The sequence below is a fragment of the Streptomyces sp. NPDC048349 genome, assembly GCF_040651925.1.
Taxonomy (GTDB): domain Bacteria; phylum Actinomycetota; class Actinomycetes; order Streptomycetales; family Streptomycetaceae; genus Streptomyces.
On the sequence record NZ_JBEZLA010000011.1, the window covers coordinates 23,782 to 40,946 of the forward strand.

Sequence of the window (17,165 nt, forward strand, 5' to 3'; positions counted from 1 at the left end):
TCCGGATGACCTGTGGAAGCGGGTGGCTCCGCTGCCGCCGTCCGGGTCGACTGCGTGTTCCGGACCGGGCGGCTCTCGCGGGCGCATGTACGTGCTGGGGGGCCGGTATCGCCTGGCCCGTTGTTCCAGCGGCTGCTGGACGCCCTCCCAGCGATTCGGGGCCTGCGAGGACGCCCGCCCCCGCCGCAAGCCCCACCGCCTGTATGTCGATCAGGGCTACAAGTGTTGGCCTGTCAGCAGCGCGTGGCCGAGGGGGGTAAGTGTGTGCATGACGGCGCTGCCGTGTCGGGTGGTGGTGACGAGGCCGGCACGGCGGAGGACGGTGGCCTGCTCGCTGGCGGTGGGAAGGGATGCACGGATTCGCTCGGCTAATTGCCCGGTCGTGCAGGGTCCATCGCCAATGGCATCGAGGGTGTGTGCCCGGGTGCGGCCCAGCAAGGCGGACAAGGCTTTGTCCAGACCGCCTTCCGGGGTTGTGAGCAGGGTGGCGGCGTCGGTGACGCTGCGAATGACGGGGAGGAACAGCAGGACGGGTGCCTGGTCGTCCGTCGGGCTCGTGTAGGCCATGGGTCTGGTCTGGTAGAAGGCGGAGGGGATCAGCAGCAGGCCTCTGCCGGCCAGTTCGACGGTTCTGATGTGTTTTCCCCGGCCGACCTCGAGCGTCGGGGACCGCCAGCGGAACCCCGGCGGCAACCGGTCGAGCATCCCCTCGACTCCGTACTCGGCGAGTGTGCGGGCGTGACTGGTTTGCTCGGCCTGCAGTCGTGGCAGTATGCGCGGCCAGTAGGGGGCCACTGCGGCTCGGTGAGAGTCCTGGAGATAGACCAACAGTTCGTTGCGATCCGCGCGGTCGTGAGCAATGTCTCCCCATGCAGCACCCGCCCATTGCTCCGTGCTGCGGAAGTAGTGCGCGTGGTTCTGTGCCGCTCCGACGAGTTCGGCGTGTAGGTGCTCCGCCCGGGCTGCACGCAGGGCTTCGATGCCTTCCTCGATCGAGGCTGATGCTCCCGTCACGGTGAATAGATCCAGAAACGCCTCGTGGAAGAGTGCAGAAGCTGGATGCGTGCGAGCGGCTGACACGGAGTGGACTCTCTGGCGCCACCCACCGAACAGAGCTCTTCCCTGAGGCTGCTGCATGGTCGTCAAGGCGCAAAACGTCTCACCGAGCGGGCCCCAGGTGGCAGCGATGCGCGTCCTGGCCAAGTCATCGGGTGTGAAGTTGATGCGCAGCACGGCATGCCCTCCTGATGTGGCGTGAGGGTGTCATCCTCTCTGTCGCCATCAGACCGCGCCAAGGTCTCTTTGAGCTCGTAATACGATCATGGTCGCGCAGGCACGAGTTCGCCAGCGTTCAGCTCGGCGCGCAGGATGCGGTGTAGTTGGCCAAAGACCATGGCCTGCTGTCAGCGGTCAAGGCGTCGTCGAGCCCAGCCGTCCGTCGCCAGCCGGGTTCCGGCAGCCTCACCGGGCGGCAGCGGCGGTTCGATGGGAACTCACATTGTCCGGGACGACGCCGTCATCACATCAGTCGTGTCCGACGCGGACATGCCGCCAAGTTCCCGTGAAGAGCCCACCGCGCTAGCCACTTCGGCCACGACCGAAAGGGCTTGGACCCTCGGAGTGCCAGCTGCCAGGATCTATTCCGAAGCGAACAGCACAGCGCGGACGGCCTGCGTCGAGGAGCTGAGCGGATACGCGGCTTGCCGGCCGTGCAGCTGCATATCGACCCGGAACGTTCAGCGTTCCACTCGAATGGGAAGGGATCTCACTTTGCGCATATTCGCGGGGCTCGGCCGGGTAATGGCATTGTCGGCTGTCACTGTCTGCGGAATGCTCCTTGCGCCGCAAACGGCATCTGCAGCCAGCGATACGTGCATCTATCACCAGGACATGCCGAGCTCGTGGAACGTCAGCGGGAAGTCCTGCTTCAGGTCGTATGGCGATGAATTGAACGTCTGCGATACGAGGGCGGATGGAATGGGCGTCTGGGCTGGCCTATACAAGTTTGTGTACAACGGCTCGGGCACCTTCATCAAGTCCGCGTATGCGGGCGGGAAGGGGAATTGTCGAACCAACACACAGAATGTTGCAGAAGGTACGGTGGTCTGGATCAAGATTTGCCTGGTGAAGGACAACGTCAACATCCGTTGTATGTGGTCGCAACCCGGCTCTGCGTAAAGCGCAGTCGCAAGGTGTGAACCCCGAGGTGACGTTCGAGCGCTACAAGAATCCCGGCGGGGGCAGCGCGGGCCGCGAGAGCGGTAACTGCTCGGGCACCCCGAGCCAATGCGTCGCCTACGTCAACTGATAGGCCCCGCCAACACCCAAGGCCTCATCGTGAACTGACCCCGCACCAACCCCGCAGAGCGCAAGCTCCGCGCAAGAGCCCGGGTCAGCGCGCCGCGTGGAGGCGGTAGACGTGATTCTTCCGCTCGCCGCAAGCAGATGCGGTGGCGGCCCGCGCCGCAGTCGTCCCGGGGGTCTCAGGCCGAGGGGCCGGCCGCAGGATGGACTGGGCCCGCCAGCCTGCCCGCTCGAAGGCCATGTTCGCGGGGACAGTTGGCCGCGTACCGCAGCAGCGTCTCACGCTCGGCCTGGTCCACCGCCGGACCCCACCGGGCTCGGCAGCCACTCGCCGATGTACCGGCAGTGCACCGCCGGGGCAGGCATCCACGTAGCCGTGCTGATCGGCCTTCTGCCGGTTCGAACGGGCCGTGACCCCGACCAGCGTCACATCACTGCCCAGATCGTTCGCACACCGGCGGCGCCGCTCGGCCGTCCAGCCATGACCACCGCAGTCGTTACGGACAGGCTCCGTACACCATCAACGAGAATCTCGGAGGAAACAGTGAACCTCAAGCGCATGGCAGCAGTGATACTTTCATCGGTTGCGCTCGCAGCGGGTGGCGTGGCGGCTACCGCAAGCAGTGCCGCGGCCGTGGGCGGATGCCCGTCAGGCAAGCTGTGCCTGTACGAGGACGCGTATTTCATCGACCTGGATGTCACCTCGACAAGCACGAAGGCCTGCATCTTCCTCGGTAACCGCGGCGAGACCGGCTTCTTCGACGGTATCGGCTCGTACGTGAACAACCTGCCGGTCAACGCCGTGGTCTACCACTACAACGGGGACAAGAAGCTGTTCTACCTGGACGGGACCATCCGCCCCGGCGGTTCCAGCAGCAACTCCAGGACGCTCGCTCAGTTCGGCGAGCGCGGTGCCGTGTGTACCGGCGGCGTCGACCCCAACGCTGGCTTGTAGCAGCTGAACCGTCCCTCCGGCGTCCAGTCGGGTCATTGGCAGAAGCGCAGCGCTGGGTGCTTCAGGTTCGGTATTGAGCGGAGCTGGGCAGTGAGTCGTGCGGATGACCGTCGACTGGAAGCGAGGAGGCGGCAACCCGTGAACCTGCATCTAGGTGGGGCGCTGCCTCCTTCTGTCACGGTGTGCGGCTGACTTGGGTCTCGTCGGGACCGCCTCTGAAAGCAGGCTGTTCCGGCGAACCGCCGCCCCGGGTGTCCAGGTCTTCAGTACGGGAAGGCCTCGCCGACTCCCACCTGGCCGAGGTAGGCGCGGGGGCCACGTGTCAGGGACGCACGCAAGTGCCGTAATTATGATGAACACTCAATTTTGTGCAGATGATTCTTTGTTGAAACTCCTGTACATGCCTTTGCGTCAAAACAATGGGAGTACGAGTGCACCAGTTACACGGGAGCGTTCGGGCAGCCGTCGGGCTTGCCGCAGTGACCGCGATCATGACGGCCTCGCCCGCCTCAGCGGCTTCGCCAGTGTTCGACTACCCGGTCGACCCGGCCAGCGCACCGGACGTGTACAGGGACATACCGGGTACGGACATCACGTTCGACGCGGCGGCGGGGGAAAAGTCGTATCTGTGGTCACGGAATCTGACCACCAGCAGTCTGAACACACTCTCGGCGGGCGACAACATCGGGCTCACCTTCGCGATCCGCTGCCGGTATGGGGATGGCACTCAGTTCGCGGAAGGGGTGGAGGCGGGAGCGTACTGGGCGGCGAATCTGGTGCCGCCCGGTGAGAAGAGTCTGACACCGGGCCTGCGCTGGCTCTTCACCGCACCGAGCACCGCTCGCTACACCTGCCGCCTGTCCGTGGTCGCCTACTCGACCATCATCAAGGACGGGCGGAAGGTCACCATGCGGATCCCCGCCGGCGCCGAACTCGCCCGACTGTCCACCCCGGCCGCGGCGCGGTGGACTTTGCCGGCGCAGAGCACCGTCGACGTTCCGCTCGGTTCGACGGCGACCACTCTCGGCTACACCTACACCCCCGCCGCGACGGGTGAGGACATCACCGTGGTCCAGGACACGAACCTGACCACCTGCATCCTTGACTCCCGGATCTGTGCCGGCGGAACGGCCGCCTACACATACACGCAGGCCGAGACCTGGATCGAAGCGCAGCCGCAGATGCCGGACGGAGCCACCTGCGGGGGCCCGATCAAGAGCACCGTCGCCCGGTGGAACATCACCGACGCCCGCCACCACCAGGCAGCCACCAACACGCTCAAGCTGACCAAGTCCCAGCTCGGCGGCTGCACCCAGATCCGCACCACCCTCAAGGTCAAGAACCTCGACGGCAACCCCGTCAAAATCCACGCCGGCCACGGCAGCGGACAGATCGCAGCCACCCACGGACTCGCCTACACCCTGTGAAATCCAACCCAGGCCAAATCCTTGACCGGCCGGGCTGACTCCCAAATCGCACGAGAAGGAAGAACTCACCAGGCACGAGAAGCGCGTAGTGAAGCTGAAGCGCAAGTTGGCATCGATGGCACTCGCTGGCGGTCTGGCAGTGACCGGCTTGGCGGCGACGGCGCAGTCCGCGGCCGCGGCCGCGGCCGCGGCCGAATCCTGCCCTTCAGGGCAAGCTGTCGGGCGACGTCGACGGTCCCCATGTACGGGAGGACCGGGCCGGAGTCCTTCGCACAGCGCTGGGCGTGGGCGCGGATCTCGCCCAGCACCTCGGCCGCGTCGAAGCCACCGGTGGTGACCAGCTCCGCCGGGGACCGGGCTCTCGCCCTCGCAGGTGACGGGGTCGCTGTGGCCGACCCCGCGCGGGTCGAAGGCGACGAGGTCGTACCGCTCGCCCAGGACGGCGAGGGACTCGGGGTAGGCGGCCAGGTCCTCGATGCCGGAGGCGCCGGGCCCGCCGTAGTTCAGCAGCAGCGAGCCGAGGCGCTTGTCGGGATCAACGGCCCGGATCCAGGCCAGGTCCACCGTGGTCTTCCCCTTGGCCGGGTCGGCGTGGTCGAGCGGGAGCTCGATGGTCCCGCACTGTATCCCGTCGAGCACGGCCTTCGCGGGCAGTGGGCAGGCGCCCCAGCGGATCTCCGGCGCCGGGCTCGGACTCGGGCCAGGGGCGGCCCCGAGGCCCGCCAAGACCAGGACGCACACCACGGCGACCGTACGGGCACGCGTCCGCGAGCCGGGGCTTCGGATGAGGTGGCGCACGACACCCTCCTCGGGTGCCCCCAGGCCGTCCCATACCCGCCACAGGCACCCGCCCCCCAACTCCGCCGCCCGAACCCGGTCGGACCGCACGTGCACGACGTTCCGGGCCGAACCCGATCCGCCGAACCGGCCGGGCGACGCCCGCAAGCTCCCACAGGTATTCGTGGACTGCGGGCGGCGGCCCGGCTTTGCCGTCCTACGGGATTACGTCCAGGCGCAGAGGAGGAGAAGCGAACGGTATGTCGCGAGCCACTCTGGTCATTGAATCTGCTCAGACTGACATGGTGAACTCTGCCCCGCCCGCTGGCCCTGACGCTCCTGACACCCGAACCAATCACCGCCCGCGGAGGTGGCGATTCGAGTCGACTCATCTGTGGGTCAGCACTGCCACCGGCCTGGTCGCACTGCTCGTATCGCTGTACAACCTCGCGGAGCTACGACAGCAGCCGGACATGGACGTCGCCATGCCGCACCTCGTACGAGTCGCCCAGGGCAAGGACGTGTGGCTCTACCTTCAACCGACTCTGTCCACCCGGGTCAAGACCGAGGACCTCGAGATGGTGTTGAACGCGGAACTTCGACTGCGGCCCACCGGCCCGATCGCTGGCTCCGACGAGCCCAAGTTCTTCTGGGACGAAACGGGCTCCTGGACCTATGACCACGAGAGGCGCGACCTCACCTACCGGCGTGAGGCAGACCCAGTACCGCTGATCGTCAGTCAGGACAGGCCTCAGCAACCGACGATCCTGTTCAACGCAATCGACTGGAACCTCCGGCCCGGGCGGTACGAGGGGTCGCTGAGCCTCCATCGGGCGAGCAAGTCAAAGCCCCTGGTCTCAGGTTTCTGCCTGGAGATTTCAGAGCAGGCGGTGAAGGGCTTTCGCAGTGCTGGGCAGCGAGGCCACTTCGACTTCCGCGACGATGTTCCCAGTTCCACCACATCAAAAGGTCGCGATTGCTACCGTCTATCACCGGTGTAGGGCTTCACGACCACGTGCGCGGCGCGCTGGATCCCGTCAACAAATCCCGGTTTCTTGAGGACCCGCGCAGCGCCGGTCAGCAACAACGGGCGTGTGGTCAGGCGGGACGGCAGGCCTCACACACGTGGTTGTCCATCGCGGCCATCAAGTCCTGAGCCGCTGCCTGCACGGCGGGATCCCCTTCACCGGCCAGCCTGTCTGCCAGCCCTCTGCCGTCGAGCACGGCCAGGTGGGCCGCGCATTGAACGTCGAGCCGAGGAGGATTGACCTGCTCGAGGATCGTCATAAGCAGCTGGATCACACCGGAGCGGCTGGCCACAGAGTCAGTCACCGCGAGATCCCACAGGAAAGGAACCGCCTCGGCAGTCGCGTCGAAGACGGACAGCTCCCCGAGCCACAGCCCAAGATCACTTAATGCTGAAGCGCTGGTCGGTGCATCGCCCCACGCCACCCGCGACAGCCGGCCCGGAACCTCTTCCGCCGATCCATACGCGTGCGTCAGCTCGTGCCACCGAACGCGGCTCATGCCCTTGAGTATCGTCCCCACCGCTCACCCCAGTTCTCATACTGCCCGCGGCGCGAGGCGCCCCATTCCACCTCACCCCATCCGCAGCGAGAAAGGAATCCGCTGGGGCGGACGAACCACTCTCGCCGCGTGACTAAACCAAGACTGCGACATTCAGTGGCGGGGCTGACCGTCGCCTCCGCCACCCATTCTGAGGACTGTCGAACGCCTCGGGTCCGGCCGATTCCACAGGCCTGCTCGGACCGTATCGCTACGACATGGAGCGAAACTGCGCAGGTCACAGGGGAGTTGAATCTCCGCACGCCCCTTGACGCAGCGCCCCTACTCGCCAGTAGCCTCCTTGTGCGCCGCCCCCCACGGACGCCGATCCCGCGAGGCATTCCATGAAGAAGAGTGCGTTTCCCGCTGCCCTGGTGAGCCTCCTGCTCACCTCCGTCGCCGTGTGTCCGGCCTACGCGGCCACCGGAACCTTCGGTCCCGCCAGCAACCCCATTCTGTTCGTGCACGGATACAACTCCTCCGGTTCGTACTGGAACGCCATGGCCGACGAGTTCAGAACGGACGGCTGGCCGTACACGCATCTGCGGCAGTGGAGTTACGACACCCGGCAGTCCAACGCCACCACGGCGCAGCAGATCGCAACGGAGGTCGACCGGCTCCTGGCCGCCACGGGAGCGACCAAGGTCGACGTCGTCACGCACTCCATGGGCGGGCTGTCGAGCCGCTACTACGCCAAGAACCTGGGCGGCAGCCAGAAGATCGACGCCTGGGTCTCGCTGGGCGGCCCCAACCACGGAACCGACTGGGCGAACGGGTGTTACGACGCCTCCTGCGTGGAGATGCGCATCGGGTCGACCTTCCTCGGCGCACTCAACTCCGGCGACGAGAGTCCAGGAAATCCCAGGTATGCCACGTGGTGGTCACCGTGCGACGCGGTCATCAATCCGGACAGCAGCGTCGCCCTGAGCGGCGCGACGAACACAAAAACCGCCTGCCTCAGCCACAACGCCCTCGGCTCCGACCCGACGGTGTACGGGCAAGTGCGGGACCACGTCAACAGGTGATCACCGCGCGCCTGCCGTAGGACTCACCATCGAGCGCGGCACTCAGGGGCCGACGTATGCGTAAACGCCCCGTGAGGGTGCCGCCAATTCTCGCTTTGAGCCCGGTGTGGCTGCGCGAGCGACGCCAGCCACGCCGGGCCGACGGTGCGTCCGCCGGGATGCGGGAAGTCGCACCGAGCTCCTGGTGTGGTGCACGTTCCCTGACGTGGGGACTGGTCGCGGCGATGTGGTGACGCCGCGGACTTGCGGCGCGGGGGCGTCGAACACGGTCCGGACGCGGTGTCCGCAGTCCCGTACGGCCGCGTCGACGAGGAACCGCACGGCCGCGCGCAGATCGGCCCCGCCCGGTCCCGGGTAGCCCCGGCCGCGCACCGTCGTCAGGGGCCTGGTCGGCGGCCTTCTTCGCGGCCCACCGATCCGCCCCGTAGGGCAGGGCCGCGGTCTGACGGTTCCGGATCCGCATCCGCGGCCGGGGCAGACTCGGCTGGGTCGTGGGCCTCGTGGCCGGCTGTGGCCTGGAAGCCTCCACCGGCTTCTTCTGCGGGGGCGGCACCCCGGCGGACATGTCTCTCGTGGCTCCCCCTGGAGAAGATCAGCGCAGTGATTGAGATGGACGGGCGCGGTGAAGCGGATCTGTTCGACGGTGAGGTTGACGGTGGTCGGACCGCTGAGGCGGCGGACGGCCATGCCGGCACCGAGGTTCAGGGTGACGCCGGAGCAGGAGCTCGCCGGGGCTCCCGGGCGTGGGACGGTGCCTCAGCAGTGGGCCGGTACGCTCGTCTCGTGAGCGAGATCGTGGTGGTACGTGATGGCTCCGGGCCAGAGGTCCTGCTCGTGCATGGCGGTGCAGGTCCGCGGACGACATGGTGCGCTATCGCTCCACTGGCCGACCGGTGGACCCTGGCATACGTCCACCGCCGTGGTTATCCGCCGAGCCCACCGCCGCAGGAGGGTCAGGACTTCGCGGTGGACGCCCTGGACCTGGCACCGCTGCTCGTCGGTCGCCCGCACGTGGTCGCCCACTCGTACGGCGCTCTCGGCACGTTGATCGCGGCCGCTGCCGCGCCGGGCAGCGTGCGCTCACTCACCCTGATCGAGCCGCCGCTCAACTACCTTGTCCTCGACGATCCCGCGGTGGCACGGCTCGAATGCCTCGGCGACAAGGTCCTTGCCCAGGGCATGAATACAGATCGGACCGAACTGCGCGAGTTCCTCCATCTCACAGGGGCCCCCATCGACGACGGCCCGCTCCCCGAGCACGTGGTCGCCGGCGTTCGACGGGCTCACGGCGGCCGGCTGACGAGCGAGGCGCGCCCGCAGCTCGACGCAATCCGCGACGCCGGCGTGCCGGTGCTCGTCGCGTCCGGAGACCACGCGGCCGCGTACGAGCGTATCTGCGACGCCCTCGCGGATGCGCTCAGGGGCGAGCGCAGCGTGCATCCGGGCGCCGGTCACTTCGTCGCCGCAGCACCGGGCTTCGCCGAACGGCTTGAGACCTTCCTGTACGAGAACGTCACGTGACGAGCCTTAGAGTTTGCGTGGCTCGTGGTTCTTGACCGGCTCCGGGATCGAGATGCCGGCGCGGATGAAGCCGCGCTGCCCCTTGTCGGCCAGTTCCTTCAGGTGCTGCCGGTAGCGGTCGGGAGAGACCACCTTGGCATTGAAGAGCATCCGGGAATGGTCGACGCCACAGAGCTCGGCGCACTTTCCCCTGAAGGTGCCCTCCTCGGTGGGCGTCACCTCGAAGACATTGACGTTGTGGCCGGGGAAGACGTCCTGCTTCATGAGGAAGGGCAGCACCCAGAAGGAATGGATGACGTCAGTGGACGTGAGGATGAAGCGGACCTTCTCGCCCTTGGGGAGCCACAGGGTCGGGCCGGGGTTGCCGGTCTGCGGGTTTCGCATGCCGGGGACGCCAACGTCGTAGACGCCCTCGGCACCCGCAGGGAGCGCCCGCATGACCCGGTCCGGAATGACGTCCAGGTTCCGGTCGGTTGCGGGGTTGCCCGTGGTGCTGCTGCCGTCGACGTTCTCGATGTAGTTGAAGCCCCAGCTCCACTGGAAGCCGACCACGTTGACGGTGTGCGCGGGCCTTTTGGAAAGGTCCAGCAGCTTGGCCTCGTCCCGAGCGGTGAAGTAGAAGAGAACCGCGACGATGATCAGAGGAACCACGGTGTACAGCGCCTCGATGGGCATGTTGTACCGGGTCTGCGCGGGAATTTCGATGTTGGTCCTGGTACGCCGGTGGAAGATGACGGCCCAGATGATCAGCCCCCACACCAGCACGCCGACGGCCAGAGCCGCCGCCCACGAGCCCTGCCACAGAGAGAGGATCCGCGGTGCCTCTTCCGTGACCGGAGTCGGCATCCCCAGCCGCGGGAAGTCCCGCCACGTGCAACCGGAAGCGGCCGCCAGGACTGGAACCACGGTCAGGACACGCACGAGTCGCCGCCCTGCCGGACGCCGCGAGGACCGCTGACAGCCGTTCGGATGCACGTAGCGTCCTTCCTCTTCCATTGCCCGCATACCGACGGCACGCAGCGCTCATCTCGAACGCCGGCCGCCGCCCCTTTCGGCGGTCAATACAGGTCTTTATGCGGACAAGACATTATCCGGCGGTGTACCAGGGCAACCGCCAACGCGCCGTACCCACAGGCGAAAGGGAACCCCCGATACGACGTGGGGCAGGGCGACGTCCCCTGGACGGTCATGCCGACCCGGAGGGCAACGAGTTCTGCGTCCTTCCCCCCGATCTACCGGCTACCGGGAAACCGGCCCGATTGCCGCGGTGGTGGTTGACCGCACCGGCCCTCGAGCGATGGCCCGGTTCTGGGGCCAGGCGATGGACTGGACGCTGCACGAGGTCACCGACGACCACGCGATCAGGCGCTCCGCCAAAGGCGTCGGCCTCCACCTCGAGTTCCTCCTGGGCCTGTACTCGTCCAGGGCGGACGTCTCGTTGTGCCACTGGTCAGCGAAGAGGTCTTCCGGCCGGGCTTCGCCAGCCAGGCTGCGACGTCGGTCGCTTCCCGGTTGGGCAGCAGGACGGCGGGCCGGACGGGAGGAGGACATCGCCCGCCCGTCCCCGCTCGAGCACCGCAACCTCAACCTGCTCGGCCGCTACAGCTGCACCGTCTCGGCCCCAGCCGCCCGCGCCCTGCGCCCGCTGCGCGTCCTGGAGGCGATCGAGCTGGACGAGGACGGCGACGGCGTCGTGCAGGAGTGAGCCGGTGCGCGGCCCTGCCCGTGGACTCCACAGGCACGGGGAACGGAAGCAGTTGCGGAATCGGCGTCAGAAGACGGTGATGGGGGTGGGAAGGGAGCGCAAAGCTTCGGCCTGGGCGGTGCGCAGGTTGTCGAGGCACCGGCGAATGATGCAGGCAGGCAGCGGCGGGGCCCGAGAGCCCCCGGCTGCGTGAAGCTGCCGCGATGGCGTGTCAGACCATGGCAAGCCGGTCCACGAGCAGCTTCACCCTCGGCTCGGCGTCCTGCGGCAGCAGCCGTCCCGACCGGGTCAGGGTGGCCACCCCGTGCAGGGACGCCCAGAACACCTCGGTGAACAGCCCTGGGGCGACGCCGTCCCCGGCGACCTCGCCGAGGCAGTCCAGCAGCGCGGCGAAAGCGTCCTTGAGAGGCTCAGGGGTTTCCTCTTGTGCGTACGCGAGGCCGCCGTCGAGCTGGAAGATGGCGTCGTAGACCGCCGGGTTGCGTTCGGCGAAGTCAAGGTAGGCGCGGGCGAGGGCGGCGACCCGCTCGCGCGGGCCGTCCGCGGCGGCGGTCGCGGCCCGCACCGCCGCGGCCAGCTCGGTGGCGCCCTGGAGGGCGACGGCGCCGATGATCTCCCGTTTGCCGCGGAAGTGGCTGTAGAGGACGGGCTGGCTGTATTCGATGCGTTCGGCGAGCCGGCGGGTGGTGACCGCGTCCCAGCCCTGCTGCTCGGCGAGTTCACGGGCTGTCGCCACGATGAGGCGCTCGCGCTCCGCCCGTTCGCGTTCCTTGCGTTGCTGTACCGACATGATTCGATCCTAGCACCGCTAGACAAGAGAGCGGCAGCAGTACTAGCGTTGCTTTGTCAGCTAGCAGCACTAGATACCGAGAAGGTCATCATGCTCAGCGCACTCGAGGTCGTTACCACCGTGGTCGTCGGCGTGATGGTGGGGGTGGAGTTCTCCGTCGCCTTCGTCATGAACCGGATCCTCAACGCCCTCCCGGAGGACAGCGGCCAGCTCGGCCACGCCCACGGGGGCCGGATGCTCGGCGCCGTGATGCCGGTCTGGTACATCGGCTCGCTCGTCCTCGTCGGCATCTGGGCTGTCGCCGGGTGGAACCACCACGGCACCGGCCTCGTCGTCACCGCCGGCGCGCTGCTGATCTTCAGCGTGGTCATGTCGCTTCTGCTGCTCGTTCCGATCAACAACCGGAACAAGACGTGGACCCCCGACAACCGGCCCGCCGACTGGAAGCAGCAGCTGAACCGCTGGGAGCGCCTCCACTACGTCCGCGTCGCCGTCCTCATCGCCGCCTTCGCCCTGCTGGTCGCCGCCCTGACCTGAGCAGGGGCTCACTCGCCCGGTCGTCAGCCGCAACCATTCGGCCGTGCGCCGGAGGTGCGGCACCGCCACCTCCATCCACATCCAGGACCCGGACACCCACCCCCTCGAACTCCGCCGGTATCCGCAGGACGCGCGCCCCTGCGACCCCCCGACGCCCTTGCGTCGGAGCGGCCGCGCGACGCGTGCAGGACAGCCCGGGCGCGCTGGCGCAGTCGGTGCTCGGCCTTGTGGCCGTAGGCCGTCTTCTTCAGCCGCTCGTACTCGGAGGCGGTGAGAAAGATCGGGCGTGCGGAAGCGAGAGGCAACGCGGGAGCGCCGTTCACGAGATTGGACGACGTCAGGGTGCGAGAAGCGCACCCTTCCCTGCGGCGTGCCGCCCTGCACGGTGGTTCCGGTCAGTTGGTGGCCGTCAGTGCCTCGCGTGCCGGTGGTGAGGATCTCCTCGGAGAGCGGCGAGCCTTTGGTGGCCCGGGACAGGACGAGTGCGCCGAGCATGGCGCACAGCCGGGTGGGACCGTCCTGGTCCTTGGTGTCGAGCCAGTCGGCGAAGTCGCCCACTCCCTGGGCGTAGACGCGGCGGGCCTCGCTTTCTCCGCCATCGCGGGCCATGTCGGTGACGGGTGCGGCGACGGGGCACCCCTCTGCCGCGCTGTCGCGGTGCTCGGCGGAGAGGCAGGCGTCGATCAGCGCCCGCTGGGCGGCGTCGCGCTGCCCGGCGTACTGATCGAGCCCGTCCTTGTAGTGCTGGGCGAGTTCGCCGTACGCACGGGCGGTGGCTTCGTCGATGAGTGCCTCCTTGGAGGCGAACTGCTTGTAGAAGCCGCCGTGGGTCATACCGGCCGCCTTCATGATGTCGGCGACGCTGACGTGGGTCCCCTGTTCCCGGAACAGGCAGGACGCGGTGACCCCGGGCAGCGAGAGGACCCAGCCTGCCACCACCCCTACCTTCCACACCACCAGGAACCGGTCATGAACGCACCGCGCAGTTCCCCCACCCCCACGCCCGCCCCGCCGTCGCACAAGGACGTGCCGACCCGTCCGGTGTCTGTGCGCGGCGTCGACTTCGTATACCCGCAGCTCGGCCCGGAAGGAGGCGGCGTACCGCTGATCCTGCTCCACCACCTGACCGCGGTCCTGGACAACTGGGACCCCCGCGTCATCGACGGACTCGCCGCATGGCGCCGGGTGATCACCTTCGACAACCGCGGAGTTGGCGCGTCGGGCGGCTCCACCCCCGACACCGTCGAAGCGATGGCCCGCGACGCGGTGCTGTTCATCCGAGCCCTGGGCTTCGACCACGTCGACCTGCTCGGCCTGTCGATGGGCGGCTTCATCGCCCAGGTCATCGCATCCGAGGAACCGCAGCTGGTGCGCAGGGCCGTCCTCGCGGGCACCGGCCCCGCCGGAGGCCCGGGCATCGACAAGTCACCGCACTCACCCTCCGGTACATCCTAAAGGCCTTCCTGACCCGCAAGGACCCCAAGCAGTTCCTCTTCTTCACCGACACCGAACATGGGCGACGCGAAGCAGGCGCCTTCCTGGAACGGCTGATGGAGCGCACGGACCACCGCGACAAAGCCATCTTGCTGATGTCGTTCCGTGCCCAACTGAAGGCCATCCACCGATGGGCCCTCCAGCCGCCGGCCGACCTGTCCCGCATCCGCCACCCCGTGCTGGAGGCCAACGGCGAGAGCGACCGGATGGTGCCGAGCGAGAACACCCTAGACCTCGCCTCACGGCTGCCGCGGGGCGAACTCGTCCCCCTCTACCCGGACGCCGGGCACGGCGGAATATTCCAGTTCCACGACGCGTTCGTGGCCAGAGCCCTCGCATTCCTCGCAGCACGGCCCGATGCCTGACCGCTGATGACATCCCCCGCCGTCCCGTCCCGGGCACGGCCGGGACAAGGCGGGGCCCGGGCGAGCCAGCCCGCCCTCGATCAGACGCCCTCCTGCCCGCCAGCAGTCCCAGCGGACCCCCGAGAACGCCCTCGGCACCGCATGCCGGACCACCCGGCCCCCGGGCCACCAGCACGCCGACGCCCTACCTCGAAGTCAACCCCCGAAGGACTTACGGCGCAGCCACTTGAGGGACGACTCCACCGCGTGATGGCCCGGAGGCCGCCGCGCTTCGTGCTCGCAGAAAACCCCCGGCCGTCATACGGCGGGATCCACGTTCCACGTCTCCGGCAGATCGCTACCACAGAAGACGCAGACGAAGTCGTCCTCGCGCACGATGTTGTGCTCCTGGCAGTCAGGACAGCGCCGGAACACCACCTCATGGGTGAAGCCGGAGGGCCGCCCAAGTTCTACGTCGTCCAGAGCATGAGCGACTGCCGACCAGGAGGCGAGGTCCGGGCAGTATCCGGTGGACTGGTTGCTGACCTCGCCCACGGTCCACCGGTCTGCCTCGCGCATGAAGCTGATCTCGCCAGCACTCAAAACCATGTCCCCGCCAGCGCAGGCCACGTGCTCGCTTCGCCGCGGCGCCAGTCGAAGCACACCATCCATGCCGACCACGAAAGTGAACGGTTCGGTCAGTTCTGCTGCAGATCGCTCAGTGATCCAGCGGTCGAAGTCAGCCGCCGAGCCGATTCGGCACCCGCCGCTGCCAGGCCGGACCGCAGCCTTCAGCTCAACCGGTCCGACATACCTGTAACTCCGCCCCCTCGCACTCACGTCAGCCAACCTAAAACACTTCTGACACACGCGCCAGAAGACCAGCACCCGCGTCAGGGTTCGGCCCGAGTTCGTCAAGGCGACGGTCTTCGCCCGCATCATCAAGTAGGCCGTCCCTCACCATCGGGTGATCTTCACAGTGCACGAGATGAAACGCATGTGCCGCGGCGCCGCCGAGCTCCTGGCTATTGCCGAGGACCTGCGACACCACGACATCCAGCTCGAACTCCTGACCGGCCCCCTCCAAGGGGTCTACGCCCCCTTCGGGCGCGGCGCCGACCCGTTCGCGTTCTTCGCCGGCATAGCCGAGTCCGAGCGCGAATACATCCGGGAGAAGTCCCTGGAGGGCCAAGCCTGCGCTCGCGAGCGCGGCCGGCACGGCGGGCATCCCAAGGTCGTCGACCACGACATCGCCGCCTACGCCCGATCCCTGCGGGCACCGAGCGGCCGCGGGACAGTACATCGGGCCGTCACCGACGCGGAGGAGGCGGGGATGCCGGTACGCAGCACACCGGCTGCGCAGTCAACGGTGTCACCATGAAGGGCGTGCACCAGCCGCGGGCCCGGTAGGCCCGCCGGTGGTCCTCCCCCGCACCGCCCGTAGCCCGAGCACCAAGGCGCCGGCGCGGACGCTCCGGATGTGTCGTTCGCCGCCACGGCGTTGGCGCGGACCAGGAGGGCAGCGCCTTCAGCGGGCTGGCCCTGACGTACGTCGTGCGGAGTGAGACGCGGGTCGGCGAGACCACGGCAGAGGCGTGAAGGCCGGCGCCAAGGTGCTCGAGCCCGCCGGCACCCTGGCTTGGGGCGGGGACGGCGGCACGTTCGCCGACGGAAGGGTCACCTGCACGGCCGCGCTGTGATCGGACTGAGCCGTGCCGACCGGCCCGCCACGGGTCGACCACACCGTCGTGTCCGCGCCGCACGGCATGGGGCGCCGCGGCTTCCCACCGGACCGCGGCGGTGGCACCATGTGCCCACCGGCGGCACCCACCGACAGGGGGGAGTGCCCGTACGGAGCACCGCCCTGGAGTTCCCATGAAAACCCGGCTCCGGCCCGTCCCATGCCACCGGTTCCTCGCCACCGTGGCGGTGACCGGGCTGCTGCTGGTCGGCTGTGAAGCCACCACCGATTCCCCGGCGTCGACGGCCCGGCCGACCGGCCCCGTACGTACGAGCGCCGGGACCGCGTCGCCCACACCCGGGTCCACGGCCGGCCCGACCGGCCCCGCCGTGGCCCCCTCGACACCCCCTGCCGCCGAGCCGGCACTCGGTCCGGGCCTCCAGCCGCTCTGGCCGTTCACCACTCTCGAGCAGGCACGGGCCTGGCAGCGTTCCCACCGGGAGGGCGGCCACCAGCCCTGGCACCTGGACGCGGACCAGACCGCACTGGCCTTCGTCCAGGGCTACCTGGGCTTCCGGGAGATGGACCGGATTTCCTCACACTCCGTCAGCGGCCGTCATGCCCGGATCGGCGTCGGCCTCGGAAACCCGCAGGAGGCCCGCCGCGGCACCGCAGCCGTCCTCCACCTGGTGCGGTACGGAACCGAACCGGACGCCCCCTGGGAAGTGGTGGGCACCGACGACACCACCTTCTCCCTGACCGCCCCCGCCTACGGCTCCCCGGCCCGCACCCCACTGGCCGTCGGGGGCCGCATCACCGGCGTGGACGAGAGCATCAGCGTCCAGGTGCGCGAGCCGTCGTCGCCACTCCCCCTCGGCACCGCCTGCTGCACCTCCGCAGGCGGCGAGCACACCCCCTGGACATCGACCGTTTCGTACACGCACCCGACCGATCCGGTGCTCACGGTCGTGGCCGCCACGGGCGGCCACCTGGCGGAAGTCGAACGCTTCACCGTCACCGCCGTACGCACCCGCTGACA

Annotated in this window: 15 protein-coding genes and 2 pseudogenes; 11 read left to right on the forward strand and 6 right to left on the reverse strand. The window is 68.2% G+C overall.

Features of this window, described 5'->3' with window-relative positions:
* Window positions 1–216: 216 nt before the first annotated feature.
* Window positions 217–1,233 carry a winged helix-turn-helix domain-containing protein gene (locus AB0D44_RS09050; protein WP_362586675.1) on the reverse strand — a complete coding sequence of 339 codons (1,017 nt, stop codon included), beginning with the start codon at window positions 1,231–1,233 and terminating at the stop codon, window positions 217–219.
* 1,447 nt (window positions 1,234–2,680) lie between these two features.
* Here AB0D44_RS09050 and AB0D44_RS09055 point away from each other — a divergent pair.
* The 3 genes from AB0D44_RS09055 to AB0D44_RS09065 all read left to right on the forward strand — a co-directional run bounded on the left by AB0D44_RS09055 (window position 2,681) and on the right by AB0D44_RS09065 (window position 6,464).
* Window positions 2,681–3,259, forward strand: coding sequence for a hypothetical protein (locus AB0D44_RS09055; RefSeq protein ID WP_362586678.1), 579 nt, complete (start codon window positions 2,681–2,683; stop codon window positions 3,257–3,259).
* A 524-nt stretch (window positions 3,260–3,783) separates the two neighbouring features.
* Window positions 3,784–4,686: a hypothetical protein gene (locus AB0D44_RS09060; protein WP_362586680.1), complete on the forward strand. Its 903-nt coding sequence runs from the start codon at window positions 3,784–3,786 to the stop codon at window positions 4,684–4,686.
* Window positions 4,687–5,936: 1,250 nt separating this feature from the next.
* Complete coding sequence (locus AB0D44_RS09065; protein WP_362586683.1) at window positions 5,937–6,464, forward strand: hypothetical protein; 528 nt, start codon at window positions 5,937–5,939, stop codon at window positions 6,462–6,464.
* Between the two features lie 97 nt (window positions 6,465–6,561).
* Here the strand turns inward: AB0D44_RS09065 and AB0D44_RS09070 are convergent, their stop codons facing one another.
* Window positions 6,562–6,990, reverse strand: coding sequence for a hypothetical protein (locus AB0D44_RS09070; protein ID WP_362586686.1), 429 nt, complete (start codon window positions 6,988–6,990; stop codon window positions 6,562–6,564).
* A 383-nt stretch (window positions 6,991–7,373) separates the two neighbouring features.
* Between AB0D44_RS09070 and AB0D44_RS09075 the strand changes: the two genes are divergently transcribed.
* Both AB0D44_RS09075 and AB0D44_RS09080 read left to right on the forward strand, forming a co-directional pair.
* Window positions 7,374–8,054 carry a triacylglycerol lipase gene (locus AB0D44_RS09075; protein ID WP_362586689.1) on the forward strand — a complete coding sequence of 227 codons (681 nt, stop codon included), beginning with the start codon at window positions 7,374–7,376 and terminating at the stop codon, window positions 8,052–8,054.
* Between the two features lie 783 nt (window positions 8,055–8,837).
* The gene (locus tag AB0D44_RS09080) at window positions 8,838–9,575 is read left to right on the forward strand and encodes an alpha/beta fold hydrolase (protein ID WP_362586692.1); all 738 of its coding nucleotides are present in this window, start codon (window positions 8,838–8,840) and stop codon (window positions 9,573–9,575) included.
* 6 nt (window positions 9,576–9,581) lie between these two features.
* On the opposite strand, the gene AB0D44_RS09085 is transcribed toward AB0D44_RS09080, so the two are convergent.
* Entirely contained in the window at window positions 9,582–10,550 is a 969-nt protein-coding gene (locus AB0D44_RS09085; protein WP_362586694.1) for a cytochrome c oxidase subunit II, read from the reverse strand.
* A 180-nt stretch (window positions 10,551–10,730) separates the two neighbouring features.
* Here AB0D44_RS09085 and AB0D44_RS09090 point away from each other — a divergent pair.
* Window positions 10,731–10,980 (forward strand): annotated as a pseudogene (locus AB0D44_RS09090) (VOC family protein); the annotation flags it as partial.
* A 511-nt stretch (window positions 10,981–11,491) separates the two neighbouring features.
* On the opposite strand, the gene AB0D44_RS09095 reads toward AB0D44_RS09090, so the two are convergent.
* Window positions 11,492–12,070 carry a TetR/AcrR family transcriptional regulator gene (locus AB0D44_RS09095; RefSeq protein ID WP_362586696.1) on the reverse strand — a complete coding sequence of 193 codons (579 nt, stop codon included), beginning with the start codon at window positions 12,068–12,070 and terminating at the stop codon, window positions 11,492–11,494.
* 90 nt (window positions 12,071–12,160) lie between these two features.
* Here AB0D44_RS09095 and AB0D44_RS09100 point away from each other — a divergent pair, with 90 nt between their 5' ends.
* Complete coding sequence (locus AB0D44_RS09100; RefSeq protein WP_362586699.1) at window positions 12,161–12,607, forward strand: DUF1772 domain-containing protein; 447 nt, start codon at window positions 12,161–12,163, stop codon at window positions 12,605–12,607.
* A gap of 395 nt (window positions 12,608–13,002) precedes the next feature.
* Here the strand turns inward: AB0D44_RS09100 and AB0D44_RS09105 are convergent.
* A pseudogene (locus AB0D44_RS09105) lies at window positions 13,003–13,456 on the reverse strand (TetR/AcrR family transcriptional regulator).
* A 120-nt stretch (window positions 13,457–13,576) separates the two neighbouring features.
* On the opposite strand from AB0D44_RS09105, the gene AB0D44_RS09110 reads away from it, so the two are divergent.
* Together AB0D44_RS09110 and AB0D44_RS09115 are read left to right on the forward strand one after the other, a co-directional pair.
* A complete protein-coding gene (locus AB0D44_RS09110; protein ID WP_362586701.1) occupies window positions 13,577–14,062 on the forward strand; it encodes an alpha/beta hydrolase in 486 nt (161 codons plus the stop codon).
* Between the two features lie 95 nt (window positions 14,063–14,157).
* Window positions 14,158–14,466 (forward strand): hypothetical protein, encoded by a 309-nt coding sequence (locus AB0D44_RS09115; protein ID WP_362586704.1) that lies wholly within the window; start codon window positions 14,158–14,160, stop codon window positions 14,464–14,466.
* Between the two features lie 297 nt (window positions 14,467–14,763).
* Here the strand turns inward: AB0D44_RS09115 and AB0D44_RS09120 are convergent, their stop codons facing one another.
* Window positions 14,764–15,285 carry a hypothetical protein gene (locus AB0D44_RS09120; protein WP_362586707.1) on the reverse strand — a complete coding sequence of 174 codons (522 nt, stop codon included), beginning with the start codon at window positions 15,283–15,285 and terminating at the stop codon, window positions 14,764–14,766.
* A 139-nt stretch (window positions 15,286–15,424) separates the two neighbouring features.
* On the opposite strand from AB0D44_RS09120, the gene AB0D44_RS09125 reads away from it, so the two are divergent.
* On the forward strand, window positions 15,425–15,826 hold the full coding sequence (locus AB0D44_RS09125; protein ID WP_362586710.1) for a recombinase family protein: 402 nt from the start codon (window positions 15,425–15,427) through the stop codon (window positions 15,824–15,826).
* A gap of 494 nt (window positions 15,827–16,320) precedes the next feature.
* Window positions 16,321–17,163 carry a hypothetical protein gene (locus AB0D44_RS09130; protein WP_362586713.1) on the forward strand — a complete coding sequence of 281 codons (843 nt, stop codon included), beginning with the start codon at window positions 16,321–16,323 and terminating at the stop codon, window positions 17,161–17,163.
* The last annotated feature ends 2 nt before the right edge of the window (window positions 17,164–17,165 follow it).